The 22,301-nt window shown below is 45.9% G+C and carries 18 protein-coding genes; 13 read left to right on the top strand and 5 right to left on the bottom strand.

What is annotated here, in order from left to right:
• Window positions 1-675: 675 nt before the first annotated feature.
• From R7Q47_RS21195 to R7Q47_RS21135, 13 genes are all read left to right on the top strand, one after another.
• Window positions 676-3,276 carry a TonB-dependent receptor plug domain-containing protein gene (locus R7Q47_RS21195; RefSeq protein WP_047103765.1) on the top strand — a complete coding sequence of 867 codons (2,601 nt, stop codon included), beginning with the start codon at window positions 676-678 and terminating at the stop codon, window positions 3,274-3,276.
• A gap of 65 nt (window positions 3,277-3,341) precedes the next feature.
• Entirely contained in the window at window positions 3,342-4,106 is a 765-nt protein-coding gene (locus tag R7Q47_RS21190; protein ID WP_005379365.1) for a DUF3450 domain-containing protein, read from the top strand.
• Window positions 4,107-4,109: 3 nt separating this feature from the next.
• Window positions 4,110-5,471, top strand: a complete 1,362-nt coding sequence (locus tag R7Q47_RS21185; RefSeq protein WP_005384750.1) for a MotA/TolQ/ExbB proton channel family protein — start codon at window positions 4,110-4,112, stop codon at window positions 5,469-5,471.
• A gap of 9 nt (window positions 5,472-5,480) precedes the next feature.
• The gene (locus R7Q47_RS21180; RefSeq protein ID WP_248487237.1) at window positions 5,481-6,008 is read left to right on the top strand and encodes a MotA/TolQ/ExbB proton channel family protein; all 528 of its coding nucleotides are present in this window, start codon (window positions 5,481-5,483) and stop codon (window positions 6,006-6,008) included.
• A 25-nt stretch (window positions 6,009-6,033) separates the two neighbouring features.
• A complete protein-coding gene (locus R7Q47_RS21175) occupies window positions 6,034-6,441 on the top strand; it encodes an ExbD/TolR family protein (protein WP_005379359.1) in 408 nt (135 codons plus the stop codon).
• Window positions 6,442-6,445: 4 nt separating this feature from the next.
• On the top strand, window positions 6,446-7,078 hold the full coding sequence (locus R7Q47_RS21170; protein WP_005379353.1) for an energy transducer TonB: 633 nt from the start codon (window positions 6,446-6,448) through the stop codon (window positions 7,076-7,078).
• A gap of 9 nt (window positions 7,079-7,087) precedes the next feature.
• Complete coding sequence (locus R7Q47_RS21165) at window positions 7,088-8,311, top strand: tetratricopeptide repeat protein (protein ID WP_047103757.1); 1,224 nt, start codon at window positions 7,088-7,090, stop codon at window positions 8,309-8,311.
• 448 nt (window positions 8,312-8,759) lie between these two features.
• Complete coding sequence (gene gmk, locus R7Q47_RS21160; protein ID WP_005379347.1) at window positions 8,760-9,383, top strand: guanylate kinase; 624 nt, start codon at window positions 8,760-8,762, stop codon at window positions 9,381-9,383.
• A gap of 181 nt (window positions 9,384-9,564) precedes the next feature.
• Entirely contained in the window at window positions 9,565-9,837 is a 273-nt protein-coding gene (gene rpoZ / locus R7Q47_RS21155; RefSeq protein WP_005379346.1) for a DNA-directed RNA polymerase subunit omega, read from the top strand.
• 39 nt (window positions 9,838-9,876) lie between these two features.
• The gene (gene spoT / locus R7Q47_RS21150) at window positions 9,877-11,997 is read left to right on the top strand and encodes a bifunctional GTP diphosphokinase/guanosine-3',5'-bis pyrophosphate 3'-pyrophosphohydrolase (protein ID WP_005379340.1); all 2,121 of its coding nucleotides are present in this window, start codon (window positions 9,877-9,879) and stop codon (window positions 11,995-11,997) included.
• A gap of 52 nt (window positions 11,998-12,049) precedes the next feature.
• On the top strand, window positions 12,050-12,733 hold the full coding sequence (gene trmH, locus R7Q47_RS21145; RefSeq protein WP_017820702.1) for a tRNA (guanosine(18)-2'-O)-methyltransferase TrmH: 684 nt from the start codon (window positions 12,050-12,052) through the stop codon (window positions 12,731-12,733).
• Window positions 12,734-12,986: 253 nt separating this feature from the next.
• Window positions 12,987-15,068: an ATP-dependent DNA helicase RecG gene (gene recG / locus R7Q47_RS21140; RefSeq protein WP_318089369.1), complete on the top strand. Its 2,082-nt coding sequence runs from the start codon at window positions 12,987-12,989 to the stop codon at window positions 15,066-15,068.
• Window positions 15,069-15,300: 232 nt separating this feature from the next.
• Window positions 15,301-16,689, top strand: coding sequence for a uracil-xanthine permease family protein (locus R7Q47_RS21135; protein WP_005379335.1), 1,389 nt, complete (start codon window positions 15,301-15,303; stop codon window positions 16,687-16,689).
• Between the two features lie 71 nt (window positions 16,690-16,760).
• On the opposite strand, the gene envZ is transcribed toward R7Q47_RS21135, so the two are convergent.
• From envZ to R7Q47_RS21110, 5 genes are all read right to left on the bottom strand, one after another.
• Window positions 16,761-18,053 (bottom strand): two-component system sensor histidine kinase EnvZ, encoded by a 1,293-nt coding sequence (gene envZ, locus R7Q47_RS21130; protein WP_017820700.1) that lies wholly within the window; start codon window positions 18,051-18,053, stop codon window positions 16,761-16,763.
• A 102-nt stretch (window positions 18,054-18,155) separates the two neighbouring features.
• Entirely contained in the window at window positions 18,156-18,875 is a 720-nt protein-coding gene (gene ompR, locus R7Q47_RS21125; RefSeq protein ID WP_005379333.1) for a two-component system response regulator OmpR, read from the bottom strand.
• Between the two features lie 129 nt (window positions 18,876-19,004).
• Window positions 19,005-19,400: a DUF1090 domain-containing protein gene (locus R7Q47_RS21120; RefSeq protein WP_171343037.1), complete on the bottom strand. Its 396-nt coding sequence runs from the start codon at window positions 19,398-19,400 to the stop codon at window positions 19,005-19,007.
• 105 nt (window positions 19,401-19,505) lie between these two features.
• On the bottom strand, window positions 19,506-19,997 hold the full coding sequence (gene greB / locus R7Q47_RS21115; protein WP_176311232.1) for a transcription elongation factor GreB: 492 nt from the start codon (window positions 19,995-19,997) through the stop codon (window positions 19,506-19,508).
• 117 nt (window positions 19,998-20,114) lie between these two features.
• On the bottom strand, window positions 20,115-21,995 hold the full coding sequence (locus tag R7Q47_RS21110) for an ATP-dependent zinc protease (protein WP_086013892.1): 1,881 nt from the start codon (window positions 21,993-21,995) through the stop codon (window positions 20,115-20,117).
• Between the last annotated feature and the right edge of the window lie 306 nt (window positions 21,996-22,301).

Below are 22,301 nucleotides of genomic sequence, written 5' to 3'. Positions count from 1 at the left end.
GCAATAATTTCAGCGTCATATTTATCTTGAATCCACATCAGCTTCAAGTGTTTGAAACCAAAACATGACAAACTTCCTTCGATGTCGAAAAACAGAAATGTTTTTGTAAAAAATTATAAAAAACCACAAAAATAATTCATACAGAATATCAATCTAGGCTGTTTAGAGCCAAAACCCTACATAAAAATGCACCCTACACACATAAATAGACACATAATCCAAGGTTATATTTGACCTAAAAATACGAGTGAGCCCTTTAACCGCAATGGGTATCATATTTTGATACCACCTAATAAGTTCGAGCTAACAAAGTATGGATTCGATATAAAACTCATCTCAGAACAATTCACTGGAAAAATATCTTTTTCCAGATTCAATTACCCACTAAAAAACCATAGGCAAGATAAGTCATTAAAGTTTATAAGAAACACAAAATACGGTGTTTTATTGAAATTTAATATCGATTCATAAACATTATTCGGTTTTTTATTCCGCCTTTTAAATAAAGCCTGGTTATTTACATCTTTTTTACATTTAAGCATCCCCGTTTACCACTGGTTTGACTTCCTTTTTTCATCTCGGTTATACATTGGCCGAACGTTAACGAAATATTAACGTCACATTTGGCCGCTATGCGGCCAGACATAGGAAATAATAATAATCGGAGCAACAAGGATGTATAAAAACACAACCGCTTTATCTGTTGCGATAAGCCTTGCTTTGGGGACGGCAGCAGTTGCAGCCCCAGCAACAGCACTGGCAGAAGAGCAGCAAGTTGAAAAACTTCAAAAGATGAAAGTTACTGGTTCGCGTATCTCCACGACGGATATGGAAGGTCCTTCACCAGTTACTGTTATTAATAGTAAAGACATTGAGTCTAAAGGCTTTAACAGCGCGCAAGACGTATTGAACAGTTTGACCCAAAACACAGGTGGTGTAATGGCTCAAACAGACTCTTTCTCGTTTACACCAGCAGCGCAGTCAGTCAACTTACGTGGCCTTGGCGCGTCACGCACATTGATTCTTATTGATGGCCGTCGTCTTCCTCAATACCCGCTAGCACAAAATGGTACATCTAACTTCCAAGATATCGGCCAAATCCCTGTCGCCGCCATTGAGCGTGTTGAAGTAATGACCGACTCAGGTTCTGCTATCTACGGCTCCGACGCAATCGGTGGTGTCGTAAACTTCATTTTAAAGAAAGACTTTGATGGCGTTTCTGTAAAAGTACGCGCGGGTGACGCGACGGATGGTGGTTACCAAAATGGTCGTTTAGACGTTGTAGCTGGCAAAAACTTTGACGACAAACGTATTCTCTTCGTTGGCCAATTTGCGGGCAACGAAATGCTAAAGCAATCTGACCGAGATGATTGGGCTGGCGATGACGGTTCTAGCCGTTCTCAGCTAAGTGGCTACTCTAGCTACGGTGCAAACTTTGAAGGCGCCAACGGAACACTTCTAACACCAGCTGATGCAGGTTCTTCATGTAAAGAAGTCGTTGGTGATGCCGCGATTGAACGAGCGGATGGAAAGTGTGGTGTTAACCGCTCTGCGTACCGAACATTAAAACCAGAAAACAAACAAGTAGACCTACTTTTACGTGGTGAAATGGACATTAACGACAATGTCACTGCCATGGCAGAAGCCCGTTTTGGCTACAAGTCTACAGAATCTGAATTCGAACCTAACCCTTACAGCGTAGAAGTTGATGCCACTCACTTCCGCGGCGAAGGCGAATACACTCGCCGTATGGTCGAATTTGGACCACGCGAAAGTAACACTGAAGCCGATTCTTTTGGCTTAACCTTAGGCTTGAACGGCCTGCTTGCTGATACGTATGATTGGGACCTATCAGCTGGTTACTCTGAGCAAAGCGTTGAAACAAGCAACCCAGCAATCTTCCTAACTCTCGACCAAGCTGTACAAAATGGTGATGTCGATCTTCTAGGGCCTATCTCTCAAGACGTTGTAGACAAATACAGCGGCACTTCAAGCAAAGAAGCTTACTCAAAGCTTTACTCTGTTAACGGCTCACTGGCTGGTGATTTGGTTGAACTTCCTGCAGGTATGTCTGGCTTTGCTGTTTATGGTGAATGGAACCGTACTGACTACAATGAGACGATTGATGCTACAACAGCAGCGGGTGGTTTCTCTGGTCTAGGTGGAACATCAGGCGGCGGTGACCGCGATCAGATTGGTCTTGGTGTTGAAGCTCTTATTCCTATCATTGAAGATTTAGAAATGACTGTCGCTGGTCGTTACGACCACTACTTCGACGACTCGGCAACTGGCGGCGCATTCACTCCTAAAGTAGCCCTAGCATACCGTCCTACTGACACCCTATTGCTACGTGGTAGCTACGGTCTAGGCTTCCGAGCTCCAGACTTGAAGCGACTATTTGGTGATCAAACTCGAGGCTTTGGTTCTGGTTTTGACCCTGTGCTTTGTGCCAACGCTGGTGGTAGCGGCCCACAAGATAAAGATAAGTACCCAGAGTGTGATACTCAGTACTTCGATACGCTTAATGGCCCTAACTCTGAGCTGAAAGAAGAAACAAGTACAAACATTAACTTGGGCCTAGCGTGGGAGCCTGTGGATGATCTTGGTGTAACTGTTGACTGGTACCACATCAAGATGGAAGACGTCGTAACAGCACCAACTTACCAAGACGTAATTAACGATCCAGGTAAATACCCAGGTACTGAAGTCGTTCGTAACCCAGATGGCACCATCAAGTCGGTATCCTATGGTCCAGTGAACCAGTCGTATGAAGAGCGTTCTGGTATTGACCTAGCGATCAAATACGCATACGACACTAATGAGTTCGGTTCATTTAACACGCGTGTTGCTGTAACGAAGATCTTGATTGCTGAATATCAAGAAAACGACAGCGAGCCTGTAACGGATGAAAGAGATTTCATGCCTGAATACACCGCAACGTTAAATCTTGGCTGGGCATATGAAGATGTCGCTATCAACCTATTTGGTAAATACCGCGACCGTATGTGTTCAAGCTACGCAAACCGTTACTACTTTGATGACTGTGATTCTGCTAAAAAAGCGGGTTACAAAGCAGAAATCGCTAGTATGACAACGTGGAACCTAACGGCTTCTTACCAATTCAACGAGAGTGGTCGTGTAACTCTTGGTGCTATCAACATGTTTGACAAAGTACCGCCTGCAGATCCTCTAAGCGATACCTCTCCATTCTATGCAACTGGGTATGACGATCCAATCGGACGTCAGCTATACGTCGAGGCATCATACGACTTCTAAAAAATATTTGGCGCGGGTTTTCCGCGCCCTTTTCGACTGACTAAAACACTGACAAGGATGCAACCATGAAATTCAAGGAATTTGGTCTCAGTGCCATAGCTGCAGCATTGCTTACTATCAGTAGTAGCTCTATAGCGGCCAACTCTGGTGCTGTCGTTTCCACACAAGCAAAAGCAAATCAATCTTCAGAAGCTTCGCAACAAAAAATCGACAATTATGCCGAAAGTACTGAAGGCATGTTGGCAGAATACAAAGGCTTACTACGTCAAATCGACAGCATGAAAGTCTACAACGAGCAAATTAATCGTATGGTTCAATCACAGCAAGGTGAATTGGACTCATTAAATAACCAAATAGCTCAGATCGATCAAACGGCAACAGAAGTAGTGCCACTAACACTTAAAATGATCGATGCACTCGATGAGTTTGTGACTCTCGATCTGCCTTTCCAGAAAAAAGAACGTAATAAACGTGTCCAAGAACTGCGTCGTCTCATGGATCGCGCCGACGTAACAACTTCTGAGAAATTCCGTAAAGTGATGGAAGCCTACCAAATTGAAGAAGGCTTCTCTCGCTCAATTGAATCTTACAAAGCTAGCCTAGATAGAAATGGGGAAACCGTGACTTACGACTTCCTACGTATTGGTCGCACGGCGCTTTTATTCCAATCTCCAGACGGTGGTGAGACAGGTATGTGGAACCAACAAACACGTCAATGGGAAACATTACCGGAAAGCTACCGCATAGCGGTACAGCAAGGCCTTCGTATCGCGAAGAAGCAAGCGCCACCAGCGCTAATCAAATTGCCTGTATATGCTGGGGAGGAATAAGAGATGAAAGGATTCAAAACTCTAGCCGCTGGTCTACTAGCGAGCTTATTTATGGTTTCAGGCGTACAAGCAGAAACGCCTAAAAACCTATCTGAACTACTCAAAAACGTAAAATCAGAAAGCATCGTTGAGTCAAAAGAGAACAAAGCCCGAGAAGCTGAGTTCAAGAACAACCGAGATAAGCAAGCGGCATTATTGCAACAGGCTCGTGAAGAACTAGCTTCACAGCAAGCACTGGGCGATCAACTTAAAGCGACATTTGATGAAAACGATAAGCAGCTGACTGAACTAACAGAAACCTTACGTGTTCGCTCTGGTACTTTGGGCGAAATGTTTGGTGTGGTCCGCCAATATGCGGGCGAGTTTAAGGGCTTATTTGCTGCCTCTCAAAACGCTGTTCAGTTCCCAGAGCGTGACGCTCTACTAACGAAACTGGCTGAAAGCAAAGAACTGCCATCAACACAAGAGCTAGAAGCATTCTGGCATACCATTCTTCAACAAGTGGTTGCCTCAGGCGAGACAGCAACAACCCAAGCAACGGTTGTTTATGGCGAAGGTAAAGAAGCGGTTCGCGATGTTACTCTTGTCGGTGAATTTAACGCGATTGCCGATGGTAAGTACGTTACTTATGTACCTCAAACAGGTAAGTTCGAAGAACTCTCTCGACAGCCTCGCACCAATATTACACGTCATGTTGCGGGCTTTGAGTCAGCGTCAAACAGCTATGAGCCACTGTTTATTGACCCATCCCGTGGTGTAATTCTGTCTCTACTTGTACAAAGCCCTACCGTTCAAGAACGTATTGATCAAGGTGGCATTGTAGGTTACGTCATCCTTGGTATGGGTGCAGTTGGCGCTATCATTGCTCTAGTTTGCTTCCTACGCCTTCAAGTGATTGGCGGTAAAATGCGTAAGCAAGCGAAATCAGAAACCGTGATTCCTGGTAACCCTCTGGGTGAAGTTATCCAAGCTTACCAAGAACACAAAGGTGACAACCTTGAAGATCTTGAAGCGAAACTGGACGAAATCATCCTACGTAACGCACCGAGCATTGAACGCTTTATCAGCTCAATCAAACTGTTCGCTTCTGTAGCACCACTTCTAGGTCTACTGGGTACGGTAATGGGTATGATCGGTACGTTCCAAGCAATCACACTATTTGGTACAGGTGATCCTAAGCTAATGGCTGGCGGTATCTCTGAAGCACTTGTTACTACGATGCTTGGTCTGGTTGTCGCAATTCCTCTACTGTTCCTGTACACCATCGTACACAGTAAAGGTCGTCGTTTGGTTCAAACTCTTGAAGAACAGAGTGCAGGCTTCATCGCTCGCTATCAGGAAAAACTACATAAAGCCGAAAGCTAAGGAGGCGTTATGTGGTGGTTAGTTGGAGAACTTGAATCAATTAGGCGCTTCTTGGGAATGGGTGGCGATGTACTCGTCGCCATCTTCATCCTCAGCTTTATGCTTTGGGCAGTATTGTTAGAACGTTGGTTCTATTTTGCTGCCGTCGCTCCAAAAGCCATGAAAAAAGCCGTTGGCTCATGGCAGGGGCGATTAGAGCACCAGAGCTGGAACGCTAAGATGATCCGACAAGAAATTGTTTCTCGTCAGGACATTGAGAATAAAAAGGGCCTGCCAATCGTGAAAGTGTTGATTGCGCTTTGTCCCTTACTGGGTTTGCTCGGCACCGTTGTTGGCATGATCCAAGTATTCGACATCTTAGCGGTAACAGGAACAGGAAGCCCTCGAGCAATGGCCTCGGGGATCTCAAAGGCAACAATCCCAACTTTAGCCGGGATGGTGGCTTCTCTATCAGGACTGTTCTTTAGTTCACGTCTTGATCATTTAGCCAAAGTCACAACGCAAAAGCTGGAAGATAAGCTAAAGCATATTGCCTGAGTAAATGGAATTAGAGGTATAGGTCATGAAAAGACGCTATAGCAGTGATAGCAGTGATGAAACCGCTATCGATATGACACCGATGCTCGACATCGTATTCATCATGTTGATCTTCTTTATCGTAACAACATCGTTCGTAAAAGAAGCTGGTCTAGAAGTAAACCGCCCGACAGCAAGCTCTGCGCAAACCGTGAAAAAAGGTAACATCATGGTCGCAGTTGGTGCGGCGGGTGATGTTTGGGTTGATAAACGCCGCATCGAAGTGGACGCGGTTCGCGCGAATATTGAACGTCTTCGTGCAGAAAGCCCTGATGGCGCAGTTGTTATCCAAGCCGACACTGAAGCAAATGCTGGCGTAGTCGTGAAGGTTATGGACCAGATCAAAATGGCAGGTGTAGAGAGCATCTCCATTGCCGCAACCAATAAGGATTAAGCTTATGCGGTATCTGGCCTCAATTGCACTGGCGCTCATTGTCTCCCTCGGGTTGTTCTGGGGGATGGACAAGCTAGTAAACAAAGAGCGCCACGAGTTAGTGTCGAATGATGACCTGCGTATGGTCGAGTTTATTCGCATTAAACCAGACGAAAAAATACAGGAGAAAAAACGCGAACTTCCAAAGCCACCACCGCCTAAGCGTCCGCCGCCGCCGCCAGAAATGAAAGTGACAGCGACAGTAAAACCGGTGATGGAGCAGACCCCAATGGATATGCCAAAGCTTGACCTACCCGTAAATGTTACAGGTGGTTCGGTGCTTGGACATTATAGCCAGGGTGGGGGTGCGCAACTCGCGGGTAGCGGAGGTCCAACACCTCTAGCGACATTCCAACCTCAAATGCCTAGGAAGGCTGCGAAAGCAGGAATAGAAAAAGGGGTCGTCTTATTAGAGTTTACTGTAAACGCACGTGGTGCCGTAGAGGACATCAAAGTTCTTAAAGAGCAACCACGACGCTTAGGCCTCGGTCGAGCGGCAAGAAAAACAGTCTCTAAATGGACATTTAAACCAAAATTGGTTGACGGGAAACCTGTTAGCTCGCGCCTATCGCAAGAAATAGAGTTCTCAACCAATTAAGGAGTCACGATGAAAAGTTTATGGAAAAGCAAAGTGGCTTCTTTAATTCTCTTCGCAGGAGTGGCAATGGCCGCTCCTACGATGGCAAAAGAAGCTCCTCAGTTATCAGATCGGACATTTCGAACCGTTAACAAAGTGCAAGAGTTGATCGCAACTGAAAAATATTCAGCAGCGAAAGAAAAACTAGCAAGCGCTTTAGAAAGCACAAGTTCGAAAAAATACGACCGAGCAGTTTTACTTCAGCAGACTGGCTTTTTGTATTCGCTACAAGACAATTATGTGCAAGCAGCAAAATACTTTGCCGAAGCATTACAGCTCGACGCACTTCCCGTTCCGGTTGCTCAACAAGTTCGCTACAGCTTGGCTCAGCTTTACCTAGCTGAAGAAAAGTATACGTTATCTGTAAAAACGATGAAGGAATGGTTCAAGGTTGCAGAAACAACCAAAGAGAAGCCTCAAGCTCATGCTTATATCACGTTAGCGAGCGCCTATGTTCAGTTGGAAGATTACAGAAATGCAATCCCGCCAACCAAAAAAGCCATCGCGATGAGCAAGAGCCCAAGTGAGTCTTGGTACTTAATTCTCGTTGCATCTCACTACGAGTTAGGCCAGCTGAAAAGCGTTGCCAGTGTACTCAAAACTCTGACTTCAAAGTACCCTCAGAAAAAGCGTTACTGGATGCAACTTTCTGGTGTCTACATGGAGCTAGGTCAAGAGCGCAACTCTCTAGCCACCCTAGAAATGGTTTACAAAATGGGGAAACTAGAAGGAGAGAAGGAATATTTACGCTTTGTAAACTTCTTGGCTTATCAAGGTATTCCATATAAAGCAGCCAAAACTCTTGAAAAGGAAATGGCAGCTGGAAACATTGAAAAGACGAAGGAAAACTATGACCGCCTAGCCAGTTTCTGGCAGCAAGCTAAAGAGCTAGATAAATCAATTCTCGCTTATAAAAAGTCATATAACCTCGCTCCTTCTGCTAAAACGCAAATTCAGATTGCTCGCTTAATGATACAAGACAAGCAGTATTCTGAAGCAACTCGTTTTGTAGAAAGCGCGGCATCCAGTGCCTCTAAAGAGCAAAAGGCAGAACTTGAATACATTCGCGGGATGGCCTATTTCGAGCTTAAGCAACCACAAAAGGCCTTGCAGGCGATGAAAGGCGCTGCTCAATCGCCAAAATTCAGGTCAACCGTTAGCCCTTGGATAAATTTCCTAGAGTCTCAAGGATAATTCGAAGATTAAGTGTGAGTCAGTCGCACGCCTGGGGAAGTGAAAGCTTCCCCTTTTTTCCGTTTTATCTTTATTAACCCCTATTTTTAACCAGAGTCACTCACGCAAGCCAAATCGGGACTCTAAACCTAAAATCAGCACACTAAACGGTTGTAGAAATGGTTTTAATAACAGAGTGCGCGGATGGTAAGTCCTGTACCACGCTCCTTCTTCGCTGTTTAGGAACACTCTGGCGTAAGTAACTATTTCATCTGAGACGATCACAGACAGAAAGATCAACTGGTAACAAAATAGAGATCATGATACTCTTCGCCTCCATTTTTCTGGCGGGATTATCACCAATATCCACCCCTTTGGTGGTTGATTTCTCAATGCCAGTGCTATCGTTATAAGAATGTCGAACTTTCCTTCGGCACTCAATCAATCCAATCAAAAGTGGAACAGTACAATGGGCAAAGGTACTCTCTATATCGTATCTGCACCTAGCGGCGCAGGTAAATCTAGCTTGATCTCAGCGATGTTGGAACGCAACCCAACCTACGCAATGAAAGTGTCTGTGTCTCACACCACGCGCAACATGCGACCTGGTGAAGAAAATGGTGTCCACTACCATTTTGTAGCGAAAGATGAGTTTGAAGCCCTGATCGCTAAAGGTGACTTCCTAGAATACGCAGAAGTGTTTGGTAATTATTACGGCACATCTCGTGTATGGATTGAAGAAACACTAAATAAAGGTATCGACGTTTTTCTAGATATCGACTGGCAAGGCGCACGCCAAATCCGTGAACAAATGCCAGAAGCCAAAAGCATCTTCATCCTGCCACCATCAAACGGTGAGTTAGAGCGTCGCTTGAACACTCGTGGTCAAGATAGCGATGAAGTGATCGCAAAGCGTATGGCTGAAGCCAAGTCGGAAATCTCTCATTACAACGAGTACGACTACGTGATCGTAAACGACGATTTTGATACCGCTTTGATGGATTTTAAAGCTATCTTGCGTGCTGAAAGATTGAAGGAAGAAAAGCAAGCTGCTAAATATAAAGGTATGCTTGACGCGTTGTTAGCAGAGTAACTTCAAAAAAGTCACGCTGTAAAACATAAAGAATTTCCCGTTTTTTGCCCAGTGCGAAAAACACAATAAACTACCTGAGAAAGTCCACAAACGGTGGCTTGTCTAATTGCTAGTAAATAAAGTAGTTAGGTTGTATACTTTCTCGTCATTCTAAAATTTTAGTTAACTATTTGGAGTCCTCATGGCACGCGTAACTGTTCAAGACGCTGTTGAAAAAGTTGGCAACCGTTTCGACCTAGTACTGATTGCGGCTCGCCGCGCTCGTCAAATGCAAACTGGCGGTAAAGATGCACTAGTGCCAGAAGAGAACGATAAGCCAACGGTTATCGCTCTACGCGAAATCGAAGAAGGTTTAATTACTAAAGAAGTTCTAGACGCTCGTGAACGTCAAGAACAGCAAGAGCAAGAAGCGGCAGAGCTAGCGGCAGTAAGCAGCATCGCTCACAACCGTTAATTCTGACTTTAGAATTCAACAACCTCCCGGGCCTATAATTTGTATCTATTCGATAGCCTCAAAGACGTTGCCCAAGAATACCTAACAGAGCCTCAGATTGAGGCTCTGCGTCAATCTTATGTGGTAGCGAGAGATGCCCATGAAGGGCAAACCCGCTCTAGCGGTGAACCATACATCATCCACCCTGTCGCAGTGGCTCGTATCTTGGCCGAAATGCGCCTTGATATCGAAACCCTCCAAGCTGCTTTGCTGCATGACGTCATTGAAGACTGTGATGTAACTAAAGAAGATCTCGAAGAGAAATTCGGCAACACTGTCGCAGAATTGGTTGATGGTGTATCTAAACTGGACAAACTCAAATTCCGCGATAGGAAAGAGGCTCAGGCTGAGAACTTTCGTAAGATGGTTCTGGCCATGGTGCAAGATATCCGCGTCATTCTGATCAAACTGGCTGACCGCACGCATAACATGCGTACGCTTGGCGCGCTTCGACCAGATAAAAAGCGTCGTATTGCTCGTGAAACGTTAGAAATTTACGCGCCCCTCGCTCATCGTCTTGGTATTCACAATATCAAAACCGAACTCGAAGAGTTGGGCTTTGAGGCGCTATATCCCAACCGCTACCGCGTACTGAAAGAAGTGGTTAAAGCCGCACGTGGTAATCGTAAAGAGATGATCCAACGCATTCACAGCGAAATAGAAGGCCGTCTGCAAGATTTTGGCTTGAATGCTCGCGTCGTTGGTCGTGAGAAAAACCTGTTCTCTATCTACAACAAGATGAAAACCAAAGAACAGCGCTTTCACACCATCATGGATATCTATGCGTTCCGAGTCGTTGTTGATACCGCTGATACTTGTTATCGCGTTTTAGGCCAAGTACACAGCTTGTATAAGCCACGTCCTGGTCGCATGAAAGATTACATCGCGGTACCAAAGGCGAACGGCTATCAATCGCTACACACTTCCATGGTTGGCCCACACGGCGTACCTGTTGAAGTTCAGATCCGTACTGAAGATATGGATCAAATGGCGGACAAAGGTGTCGCGGCACACTGGTCTTACAAAGACAAAGGCGACAAGTCTGGCACCACTGCGCAAGTGAAAGCTCAGCGTTGGATGCAAAGCCTGTTAGAGCTACAACAAAGCGCGGGTAACTCATTCGAATTCATTGAAAACGTAAAATCCGATCTTTTCCCAGATGAGATTTACGTCTTCACACCAAAAGGTCGTATCGTTGAATTGCCTTTAGGCGCAACGGCTGTCGACTTTGCCTATGCGGTACATACCGATGTAGGCAACTCTTGTGTTGGTGCTCGTGTTGACCGTAACCCTTACCCATTGAGTAAGGCATTGAAAAACGGTCAGACGGTGGAAATTATCAGTGCCCCTGGTGCGCGTCCGAATGCGGCATGGCTAAACTATGTCGTGACTTCTCGTGCCCGCACTAAGATTCGACAAGTACTGAAAACGATGCGTCGTGAAGAGTCGATTACTTTAGGTCGTCGCCTACTTAATCACGCACTTGGCCGTCACTCGATTGATTCAATTTATCCAGAAAATATCCAAGAAGTCTTGAATGATCTTCGCCTAGAAAGCATCGATGATTTATTGGCTGCTATTGGATTGGGTGAGTTGATGAGCATTGTGATCGCACGTCGTCTCCTTGGTGACACCGAAGAGCTCACGACAACAAGTTCAATCCCAACGGACTCGAAGAAGAAGCTTCCGATTCGTGGCGCAGAAGGCTTATTGCTGACGTTTGCAAATTGTTGTCATCCTATCCCAGATGATCACATTATTGCTCACGTATCGCCTGGTCGTGGTTTGGTTGTTCACCGAGAAACATGTCCGAACGTTCGTGGTTATCAGAAAGAGCCAGACCGTTATATGGCTGTCGCTTGGTCTGAAGACTACGATAAAGAGTTCATTGCTGAACTTAAAGTCGACATGCTTAACAACCAAGGTGCTCTTGCAGAACTAACCAACGTGATCTCGAAAACAGGATCAAACATTCATGGCCTTTCAACGGAAGAACGTGATGGTCGTCTATACACTGTGACTGTGCTGTTGACGACGAAAGATCGTGTCCACCTTGCTGGTATCATGCGTAAGATTAAGGCAATGCCTCAAGCAACCCGAGTCAGACGCAGAAAGAACTAACCTCTATCGCCACCTACTCTGTTAGGTGGCGATTTTTTATACCTCAATAAATATGAACCTAGAACGTTACAACCGTATTCACCAAGTCCTAAAAACTCGCCAAACTGATCTGACACTTTGTCTCGAAGAAGTACATAAGCCAAACAACGTCTCTGCCGTGATCCGCACCGCTGACGCGACAGGCTTACACAAAGTTCACGCAATTTGGCCTGACAAAATGCGTACGCTGAGCCATACCTCAGCTGGCGCGCGTAACTGGGTTGAAGTGGATACTCACGATTCGATTGAAACTGCGATTACCGAACTCAAAGCGCAAGGTATGCAGGTTTTGGTGACCAATCTTTCGGACACCGCCGTCGATTTTCGCGAGATCGACTACACCAAACCAACGGCAATCATTTTAGGCAGCGAAAAGGTTGGCGCTTCAGAGCAAGCCAAACAGCTTGCTGATCAAGACATTATTATCCCGATGGTGGGCATGGTGCAGTCACTAAACGTATCGGTTGCCAGTGCCGTAATTTTGTATGAAGCGCAACGTCAACGTGAAGCCGCAGGCATGTACGACCGAGAAGAAAGCGCTCTGCCTAAAGAGACAATCAACCGTATTCTCTTTGAACGTGGTCACCCAGTGCTGGCAAAGGTCGCGAAACGAAAAGGGCTCGTTTACCCACCACTCGATGAAGAAGGTCAAATCATCGCCGATGACGCGTGGTGGCAAGAGATGCAAAGCAAGTAACAGACTTTCGTCATCCTGAACGGCGGCGAAGGAGCGTGGTTCAGGATCTAATTCTCAAATATACAGATGCTGATAGTGTTAACTTCAGCGACATACTTGTTGGAAATAGAATCCTGATGTCGCTAAAGCTCCTCGGAATGATAGGTTATCAGTCAAATCATGACACTAACTAAAGCATGACTATTTTTTCCTGTACAAAAACACAGCTCCATGGTTAACATACTGCTATGTTAACCATTTTCTTGAGCCCTCTATGTCCGCCCAAATGTTATCTGCCGTCCCATTAACCTCCCTTTCTGGAGTTGGCGCGAAAGTCGCAGAAAAACTCGCCAAAGTTGGCTTACATAGCGTTCAAGATTTGCTGTTTCACCTTCCGTTACGCTACGAAGATCGTACTCGTATTTACCCTATTGCCAAACTGCATGCTGGCCTTTGGGCGGCAGTGCAAGGTAAGGTCATGGCAGTCGACACCATCTTCGGTAAGCGCAAAATGCTAACGGTAAAAATCAGCGACGGTAATGGCACTATCACGCTGCGCTTTTTCAACTTTACCGCAGCCATGAAGAACAATTTCACGCAAGGTAAGTTAGTACATGCTTACGGTGAAATTAAGCGCGGTGGCATGGGTTTGGAAATTGTTCATCCTGACTACAAGTTTTACGTCAGCGAGCAAAAGCCCGATGTAGAACAGAGCTTAACCCCTGTTTATCCCACCACCGATGGTTTACGCCAAATCACATTACGCAACCTTACCGAACAAGCTTTAGCCCTGCTTGATAAAACCGCAGTGCAGGAATTACTTCCAGCGGGGTTGTATGACCATCAAATCACGATGTCGCAAGCGCTGCACACCATTCATCGCCCACCACCAACCATTAATTTAGATGAGTTTGACGAAGGCAAACATCCTGCCCAAATCCGCTTGATCATGGAAGAATTGCTCGCACAAAACTTATCGATGCTAGCGGTGCGTAGCAAAGGTCAGAAGGATTCAGCGCTACCTCTCGGTCCTTGTAATAAACTAAAAACGCAGCTTTTAGCCCAACTGCCTTTCTCTCCTACAAACGCTCAAACCCGAGTCGTACAAGAGATTGAAGCCGATCTAGAAAAACCGCACCCAATGATGCGATTAGTGCAAGGCGATGTTGGTTCGGGGAAAACGTTGGTTGCCGCTTTGGCCGCTGTTAGAGCCATTGAGCATGGCCATCAGGTGGCACTCATGGCGCCAACCGAACTATTGGCCGAGCAACACGCTATCAACTTCGCAAACTGGTTTGAAACCATGGGCATTCAAGTCGGTTGGTTAGCGGGCAAACTCAAAGGTAAGGCAAAGGAAGCCGAGCTGGCTCGTATTGCCAGTGGTGAAGCGCAAATGGTAGTGGGTACTCACGCGCTATTCCAAGAGCACGTTGAATTTCATCACCTTGCTTTGGTCATCATTGATGAACAACACCGCTTCGGTGTCCATCAGCGATTAGAATTGCGTGAAAAAGGCGCAAAACAAGGCGCCTACCCACATCAGTTGATCATGACGGCGACGCCTATTCCTCGCACCTTAGCGATGACCGCTTACGCCGATCTGGAAACTTCCGTGATTGACGAGCTACCACCGGGTCGAACGCCGATTCAAACCGTTGCCATTCCTGATACAAAACGTGACGACATCGTCGAGCGTGTCCGAAATGCCTGCTTAAACGAAGGCAAGCAGGCATATTGGGTGTGTACCCTGATTGATGAGTCGGAAGTATTAGAAGCGCAAGCCGCGGCAGATACCGCAGAAGAGCTTCAACGTAAACTGCCGGACATAAAAATTGGTCTAGTGCACGGACGAATGAAGCCGGCAGAGAAACAAGCGGTGATGCAAGATTTCAAAGACAATAAACTGCATTTGCTGGTCGCAACGACAGTGATTGAAGTTGGTGTGGATGTGCCAAACTCTAGCTTGATGATCATAGAAAACCCTGAACGTCTTGGTTTGGCACAATTACACCAGTTAAGAGGTCGCGTGGGCCGAGGTTCCGTTGCTAGCCATTGTGTGCTGCTGTACCACTCTCCGCTGTCAAAAACCGCGCAAAAACGTCTCGGAGTACTACGTGAAAGTAACGATGGCTTCGTCATTGCGCAGAAAGACCTAGAAATTCGTGGCCCTGGAGAACTATTGGGTACAAAGCAGACAGGTCTTGCTGATTTCAAAATCGCAGACTTAGTTCGAGATCAACGCCTGATTCCCGAAGTTCAGCGTATTGCGCGTCATATTCATGACAATTACCCGACTAACGCAACAGCGATTATCGATCGCTGGTTGGGTGAGCGGGATATTTACTCCAAAGCGTAATGATTGAAAGCGAGCCAAATGGCTCGTTTTTTAATACGCCAAAAACAAAGCAAACGTTTGCTTTTTGAGTAAATCTCTCTATAATCGCGCACAAATTTTTAAGTGTGTTAGATCACACTCCACCAACCTGAGTTGACTCTGATTAACAGCAATCACAGGTAACGACGTCAACTCCACCCTGCTCTCCCATTCAGCGAGAACTAGGGAAATATTGCGACTAGCGAGACAAACAATGACAACTTCAAACCGATCTTCGGAACTGGTCTATCAACTCAACGATCGACCACCTTTGCCTCAAACCATTTTTGCCGCACTTCAGCACTTATTGGCGATGTTCGTCGCGGTTATCACTCCGTCACTGATCATCTGTCAGTCTTTGGGTGTACCAGCAGACCAAACGAATACCATCATCAGCATGTCTTTGTTTGCGTCAGGCGTGTCTTCGTTTATTCAAATTCGCACCGTTGGCCCAATTGGCTCTGGTTTGCTCTCTGTTCAAGGCACCAGCTTTAACTTTTTAGGTCCTATTATTGGTGCAGGCCTATCGCTGAAAGCCGGTGGAGCAGACATCAGCACCATGATGGCTGCCATTTTTGGTACGATTTTAGTCGCATCATTTGCAGAAATTTTTCTATCTCGCGTGTTGGAGCATGCCCGCCGAATCATCACTCCGCTTGTTTCAGGCATCGTCGTCACTCTTATCGGTCTCACACTGATTCAAGTCGGCTTAGTATCAATGGGCGGTGGCTACGCAGCATTAAATGAAGGAACCTTCGGCAGCTTAGACAAACTTGCTCTGGCTGGGACGGTACTTGGATTAATTGTGATTTTAAACCGCTCGAAAAACCCATACATCCGTGTGGCTTCAATCGTGATTGCGATGCTAGTGGGCTACATCATGGCGTATTTTATGGGGATGGTAGATACTTCTCAGCTAGGCGCAACCGAGATCGTAGCACTGCCCGTACCAATGCAATATGGCTTATCGTTTGACTGGTCTCTGTTCATTCCGCTGGTACTGATTTTCTTTATTACCGCACTAGAGGCCATCGGTGATATTACCGCAACATCTGAAGTGTCTGGTGAGCCAGTAAAAGGCCCAGTGTACATGAAACGCATTAAGGGCGGTGTGTTAGCAGACGGCTTAAACTCTGCAATCGCAGCCGTTTTCAACAGCTTCCCGAACTCAACGTTTAGCCAGAATAACGGCATCATCATGCTAACAGGAGTCGCGAGCCGCTACGTGGGTTACTTTATTTCAGGCATGTTAGTGATTCTTGGCTTGTTTCCTGGCGTCGCTAGCTTTGTTCAGCTGATTCCTGAGCCAGTACTTGGCGGCGCAACGATTGTCATGTTTGGTACGATTGCTGCCGCTGGTGTGCGTATTATCTCTCGTGTTGAGCTCGATCGCCGCGCAATTCTGATCATGGCCTTATCCTTCTCAATGGGACTTGGTATCGCACAAAAACCAGAGATCCTGCAATTTATGCCAGAATTTATTAAGAGTATTTTCTCAACTGGTGTTGCAGCAGGTGGCATCACTGCGATCATTTTAAATTTACTTCTGCCAGAGAAACTGGAAGACGAAGATGAACTTCCTCAGGAAGTGAAAGAGTCTTAAGATTATTGAGAATAAGAAAAGCCCAACCTATTTAGGTTGGGCTTTTTGTTTAAAGGGTGCAGGCCATCGACTTACTTGGTAGGAAAGCTGATTTGAGCGATTAAACCGCCTTCACTGCGATTACGCATCACCACAGAGCCTGAATGTTGGCTGATTATACGCTTCACAATCGCCAACCCTAGCCCAGTGCCTTCACTACCGCGAGCGGTGTCACCACGCGTAAAGGGTTCAAATAACCTCGCGATTTGGGAATGCTCGATACCCGGTCCGTTGTCCTCTACTGAAATCCACACTAGCTGCTTATCTGCTGTCACACCAGTGCTGATTTTGACCCAGCCATTGCCATAGCGTAGCGCATTCACAACTAAGTTACTGATCGCCCGCTTAATCGCAATCGCGCTTCCTTTGGCTGGCGGCAAGTTAAGATTAAGATCTGTTTCAATTTCAACCTCATAACCACCTTCAGAACTGGCGACGTCACTGGCAATCGTACTGATATCAACCGCTTCAAACGATTCTTGGTTCACCGGTTTGAGGTAATCCATAAACTGACTGATGATCTCATTACATTCTTCCGTATCGCTAATGATCCCCTCCGCAAGATAGCTGTCCTCAGGAGACATCATTTCTGTCGCTAGGCGAATACGCGTCAGAGGTGTTCGTAAGTCATGGCTAATCCCTGCCATTAATAAGGCTCGGTCTTCTTCTAGCTCTTGAATACCTTTCGACATTTGATTAAAGGCTCGAGTTACAGAGCGAATCTCCGATGCGCCTTTCTCTGCTAAGGGGGGCGGGATCTCACCTCGACCGACGTCTTTCGCGGCTCTCTCTAAAGCCAAAAGTGGACGGTTTTGCAAACGAATAAACAACCAACCACCTGCAATGATCAGCAGCGCCATAATCAAGCTGTTACGAAACAGCGGGGCAAAATCTTCTTCTTGCAGCTCAGATAACGGAATACGAATGATGGAGTTCGGCAACTTTTCGATGTGCATCCACAAAATGTAACTTTCATCGCCAAGCAATAAGCGCACTTCTGTGGGCGAACCCAGCTCTTGGCTCATTTCTTCAGACATCAAATCAATCGACATTGCGTGATGAAATTCAATCGCCTTATCGCTATCGAGACTATGAACCGTCACCCCTAATCTTTCTAACAATTGACGCCTTAACGGTGCATCAGACTTTAAAGGTCCTTCATCATCAAGCACCAAATTGAGCTCATGGGCGAGAATTTTATTGAACTGCTGCAAACTCGGCATCAACGCGTAGTTAAAAACGGCGTAGTAAGAGAAAACTTGGCTCGCGAGAAGCAAAGAGATGAACAGCAGAATAGATTGTGTCAGTGAACTTCGGATGCGCATGGAACGTTCCTAGTGGTCCTAATCGCGAAATTTCAGCCTTCAAAGGGAAGGTAATGAAGGCTGAAGTTGCTATAGCCAAGTGCTGGCTATGGAGTGAAGAGGTTACACCTCTTTGCCGTCTGGGACGAAAACATAACCTAGGCCCCATACGGTTTGAATGTAGCGCGGCTTGCTCGGATCGTCTTCTAACATGCGACGTAAACGTGAGATTTGTACGTCAATAGAACGTTCCATTGCAGAATATTCACGGCCACGCGCCATGTTCATCAATTTGTCTCGTGACATTGGCTCACGTGCATTCATCACGAGCGCCTTTAGAACAGCAAACTCTCCAGAGGTGAGTGGCATTGCCTCGTCACCGCGGAACATCTCGCGAGTGCCTAGATTGAGTCGGAACTCCCCGAACTCCACCACTTTTTCTTCCGTGCTTGGTGCACCCGGCAACTCTACAGTTTGGCGGCGTAATACGGCCTTGATGCGAGCCAATAATTCGCGTGGGTTAAACGGTTTTGGCAAATAATCATCCGCCCCTACCTCAAGACCTACGATGCGGTCCACTTCATCACCTTTCGCGGTGAGCATTAAGATTGGCAACATATTGTTCGCGTGGCGTAGACGACGACAAATTGACAAACCGTCTTCACCTGGCAACATTAGGTCCAGCACCATTAAGTGAAAGTTTTCGCGCGTCAGTAGGCGATCCATCTGTTCGCCATTGGCGACACTTCGTACCTGAAAACCTTGCTCAGAAAGGTAACGCTCCAATAGAGCACGTAAACGAGCATCGTCATCAACCACTAAAATTTTATGATTTTCTTGCATTGAAACATCCTTTCAGAAGCGTCTATTGTCGAAAATGTATCACTGTTTTTCCTAACGTGCTCAAGCAAATTGTTACTCTTTTTATCTTAAGCGCTTTATTCTCTCTCTAGCAGGTATTTTCAGCACCTACTATTGACCATAATTCCATTCCAGTTCACGTTTGGCCTCAAGCAGCTCTTGCTGTGCCTCCGCCAACTTGTGACGTTTTTTCTCAATTTTGTCTGCTTTACCTGAATGCTGAGCTTCGACTAATTCTTCCTCTCGCTCCTCAACTTCTTTAATCTTTTCTTCCACTTCTGCTTGCAGCTCTTGGCGCAGCTCACCTTCCGAGCATTCATTCTGGATAGCGGAAAGTGCTTGCTCCAAGCCTTTAATGCGATGCTCATTACCTTGCGCTTTTGCATACTCAAGCTGCTGCTCTACCGCTAACTCTTTAGCGTCACAGCCTTTCACTTCATCTTGAGCAAAAACTGAAAGTGAGAAACCTATTGTTAGTGCAGCACTACACATGACTGCTTTGTTCATTTTACTTCTCCGAGAAAGGCACCATGCCTTTATACCAAATATTCTGACGTTGAGACCCAAGTCACTTCTAGTGAACTTCATGAGACTTGAATCGGTGATAAAGCCTCAGTCTTCCGAGGCCGGTTGAGTGTATTCAATTGAGTTGATGAACCACTCTTTTTCACCTTCTGGGGTGCGTACCGTGAACTCTTCATCCACTTGTTTTTTCAACATCGCTCGCGCCATAGGTGAATCGATAGAGATGTAGTCTTTCGCATCGCCATAAATCTCTTCAGGCCCGACAATACGAAACTTTTTCACTTCTCCTACCTCATTTTCTATTTCCACCCATGCACCAAAAAAGACTTTGCCTTCTTGTTGCGGAGAATAGTCAACGATCGTGACTTCTGGCAGGAATTTACGAAGGAAGCGGACACGACGGTCGATCTGACGGAGTAAACGTTTATTGAAGGTGTAATCCGCATTTTCTGAGCGATCGCCCAGGCTCGCCGCCCAAGTGACGATCTTGGTGATTTCCGGGCGCTTTTCATTCCAAAGGTAATCATGCTCTTGTTTGAGTTTGTTGTAACCTTCTCGTGTAATCAGCTTAGTTTTCAAATTAACTCCTATCTCAACTAAAAAATGCTGCTCTTTGGCAGCATTAAGGAGATGATATACCCAAAGATCCAACGTTGTTCAGGCTTTGGGTATCAAGGTGATAAGGCGGCCAGAGTGTTACTTTTCGTAATCCGGTTTTTGCGTCACGATGTAATTCGTATCACTCGAAACAACCGCGCCATGTTTTAGGAAGTTTTTACCTAAAATCATGCTGTAATGGAAGCGACCTCGGTCCTGTAAGTTGACTCGAATCTTCTTCTCTAATTCGCCAAGCTTAACATGCATTTCAACCACAGGGCGTACGTTCGCTTTCTCGCCTTTCTTCGCTTTAATACGCATGACATCAACAACAGGCTTGGTAAACGCCTGTTTCATGCCAAGATCGTTCTCATAGGTAAAGCTCACCATGTCTTTGCCGTCTTTCTTAAACTGCTTGATGTTCTTAGCATTGATTGAGCTTACATCTGCACCCGTGTCTAACTTCACAGGGAAAGACATCCCCTCAACTTCAGCCACTTCGATATGGCCAGCTTTGAAAAGTGGCCTTGCATCTAGTAGATGGTCTGCGCGAGTGTTCAGCAACACACCACCCTTGGCTATGTCATGACCAAAGACGAAAAAGGGTTGAGTGTCACCCTCATCAAGCACATCGAGCGCAAACTTCATTGATGTGTCTTTTCTACCGAGAAGAAAGTCTCCTTCGACAACAGGGCGAACCGCGCTGCCAACCTTGAGCTTTTTCAACACTGGTTTGGTGATTTTTTCTTCTTTCCCCTCATCGTTCATTAAATAAAACGTGACGGATTCATCCTTACCTTTTTCTGTTACTTCAAACCCATTTACACGCAGTAATGGCGTTTTCACAGTAAAAGTGGGGTAAGCAGGGACGGTATAACCATCAATGGTGACCTGTTCTTCTGGTGAAACGACAAGAGGTTTTGATTTGAGCGCGCTTTTGAACGTTTTTTCTACGCCACCCAGTAGATTTTCTCTGTCCGTATCAATAACAAAGTGCTGACTCGCGACGTCCCGACCTAAGCGAATTTGCGAACTGAACTTACTGCGATCACGCAGATACACCAACCAACGTTGAGTTTCATTTTCGCCGACTTTGACGGGTAAATAGACTAAAGGGCGCTCGCTTTTGGTCGTTTTCAGCATTCGTACCAAGGGTAATGTCATTGGATGACGCTTGCCATTCTCGCCCTCTAACATAAAAGAGACTTCGTTATGCTTTTTGTCTACCTTGATGTCCAGTGCATGGACGTTGGTATAACGGCTAGAAGTTGAGATGCTGATCTTATATGGCACACCTTCGACTTCAACCGTCTCTTTTTTGCCAATCATTTTTGCGCGTGGCTGTTCTTGAAGGTAATCGTAACCAGCGAAGACCCATGCGTTATCATCGAGATAGGTTTTACCAATCAAGATAGGAGAAGAGAATTGCGTACGCTTGGTCAGGTTCACTTCCGTATCAACGGTGTGACCAGCGATTGTCATCGGCATTTTTATTGTCGGGCGTAGGATGGGCTTTTTGCTTGTTCGGCTGCGAATCGCGCTCACTCTTTCCAGATCATCGGTAATCTGTATTTCCTTCCCTGTATAAGGGTGAGGAACCGTAAAGCTAACCTTTACTTGATATGGCTTAAAGCTGTCGGCGTCCCACTTTGCCTTCGTACCACCTAAGTCATCGACAATCGCCCAAAGTAACTCGTTATCTTTCAAATCTTGGTAATCTGGGTGTGAGCTACTGACATGGATATTCTCCGCATGCATCGATGTCGTATCTGCACCAGTATCAATCTTGCCAATAAATGGCACCGCTTTTAGTTCCGGAATGTCACTGTAGTAGACGCTCTCCACACGCCCTAGTACCAATTTGTTATCGAGCTGATAAACGGGAGCTTGTGTGGTTCCTGAGATAGATTGCGCCCAACTAAGCGGGGCGACAAGTAAGGCACTCGTAAGCGCTAACGCCAAAGACATTTTTTTCATCATGATTATCCGTATAAGCCGAGGTACATTTAGTGATATCAACAACCGTGGAATTAGGTTAGTCGATAACTGCGGATATAAGTTCTCAATTTAATTACAGTTTTGACATAAATCTGACTGATGTCCACCAGCGCCCGGTAAATTTTTGCCTCGTTAATTTAAAACATTGCAAATTCTTCGAATGACCCCAATGTTCTATACAACCCAAACCGAATTAAAAGAGAAAACACGGATGAGCCAAGCTATCTGTCGCATGATTGCTCAAGAACTGAATGTTCGCCCAGAGCAAGTCAACGCCGCTGTCACCCT

The organism is Vibrio sp. Vb0349 (assembly GCF_033338975.1).
The sequence above is the reverse complement of the archived record's forward strand: the minus strand, read 5'-3'. Positions and strand labels throughout refer to the sequence as shown.

Excerpts from the sequence above, each read along its gene's own strand:
- R7Q47_RS21195 (WP_047103765.1), top strand. The coding sequence starts at position 676 with ATGTATAAAAACACAACCGCTTTATCTGTTGCGATAAGCCTTGCTTTG.
- R7Q47_RS21190 (WP_005379365.1), top strand. The coding sequence starts at position 3,342 with ATGAAATTCAAGGAATTTGGTCTCAGTGCCATAGCTGCAGCATTGCTT.
- R7Q47_RS21185 (WP_005384750.1), top strand. The coding sequence starts at position 4,110 with ATGAAAGGATTCAAAACTCTAGCCGCTGGTCTACTAGCGAGCTTATTT.
- R7Q47_RS21180 (WP_248487237.1), top strand. The coding sequence starts at position 5,481 with ATGTGGTGGTTAGTTGGAGAACTTGAATCAATTAGGCGCTTCTTGGGA.
- R7Q47_RS21175 (WP_005379359.1), top strand. The coding sequence starts at position 6,034 with ATGAAAAGACGCTATAGCAGTGATAGCAGTGATGAAACCGCTATCGAT.
- R7Q47_RS21170 (WP_005379353.1), top strand. The coding sequence starts at position 6,446 with ATGCGGTATCTGGCCTCAATTGCACTGGCGCTCATTGTCTCCCTCGGG.
- R7Q47_RS21165 (WP_047103757.1), top strand. The coding sequence starts at position 7,088 with ATGAAAAGTTTATGGAAAAGCAAAGTGGCTTCTTTAATTCTCTTCGCA.
- gmk (WP_005379347.1), top strand. The coding sequence starts at position 8,760 with ATGGGCAAAGGTACTCTCTATATCGTATCTGCACCTAGCGGCGCAGGT.
- rpoZ (WP_005379346.1), top strand. The coding sequence starts at position 9,565 with ATGGCACGCGTAACTGTTCAAGACGCTGTTGAAAAAGTTGGCAACCGT.
- trmH (WP_017820702.1), top strand. The coding sequence starts at position 12,050 with ATGAACCTAGAACGTTACAACCGTATTCACCAAGTCCTAAAAACTCGC.
- recG (WP_318089369.1), top strand. The coding sequence starts at position 12,987 with ATGTCCGCCCAAATGTTATCTGCCGTCCCATTAACCTCCCTTTCTGGA.
- R7Q47_RS21135 (WP_005379335.1), top strand. The coding sequence starts at position 15,301 with ATGACAACTTCAAACCGATCTTCGGAACTGGTCTATCAACTCAACGAT.
- envZ (WP_017820700.1), bottom strand. The coding sequence starts at position 18,053 with ATGCGCATCCGAAGTTCACTGACACAATCTATTCTGCTGTTCATCTCT.
- ompR (WP_005379333.1), bottom strand. The coding sequence starts at position 18,875 with ATGCAAGAAAATCATAAAATTTTAGTGGTTGATGACGATGCTCGTTTA.
- R7Q47_RS21120 (WP_171343037.1), bottom strand. The coding sequence starts at position 19,400 with ATGAACAAAGCAGTCATGTGTAGTGCTGCACTAACAATAGGTTTCTCA.
- R7Q47_RS21110 (WP_086013892.1), bottom strand. The coding sequence starts at position 21,995 with ATGATGAAAAAAATGTCTTTGGCGTTAGCGCTTACGAGTGCCTTACTT.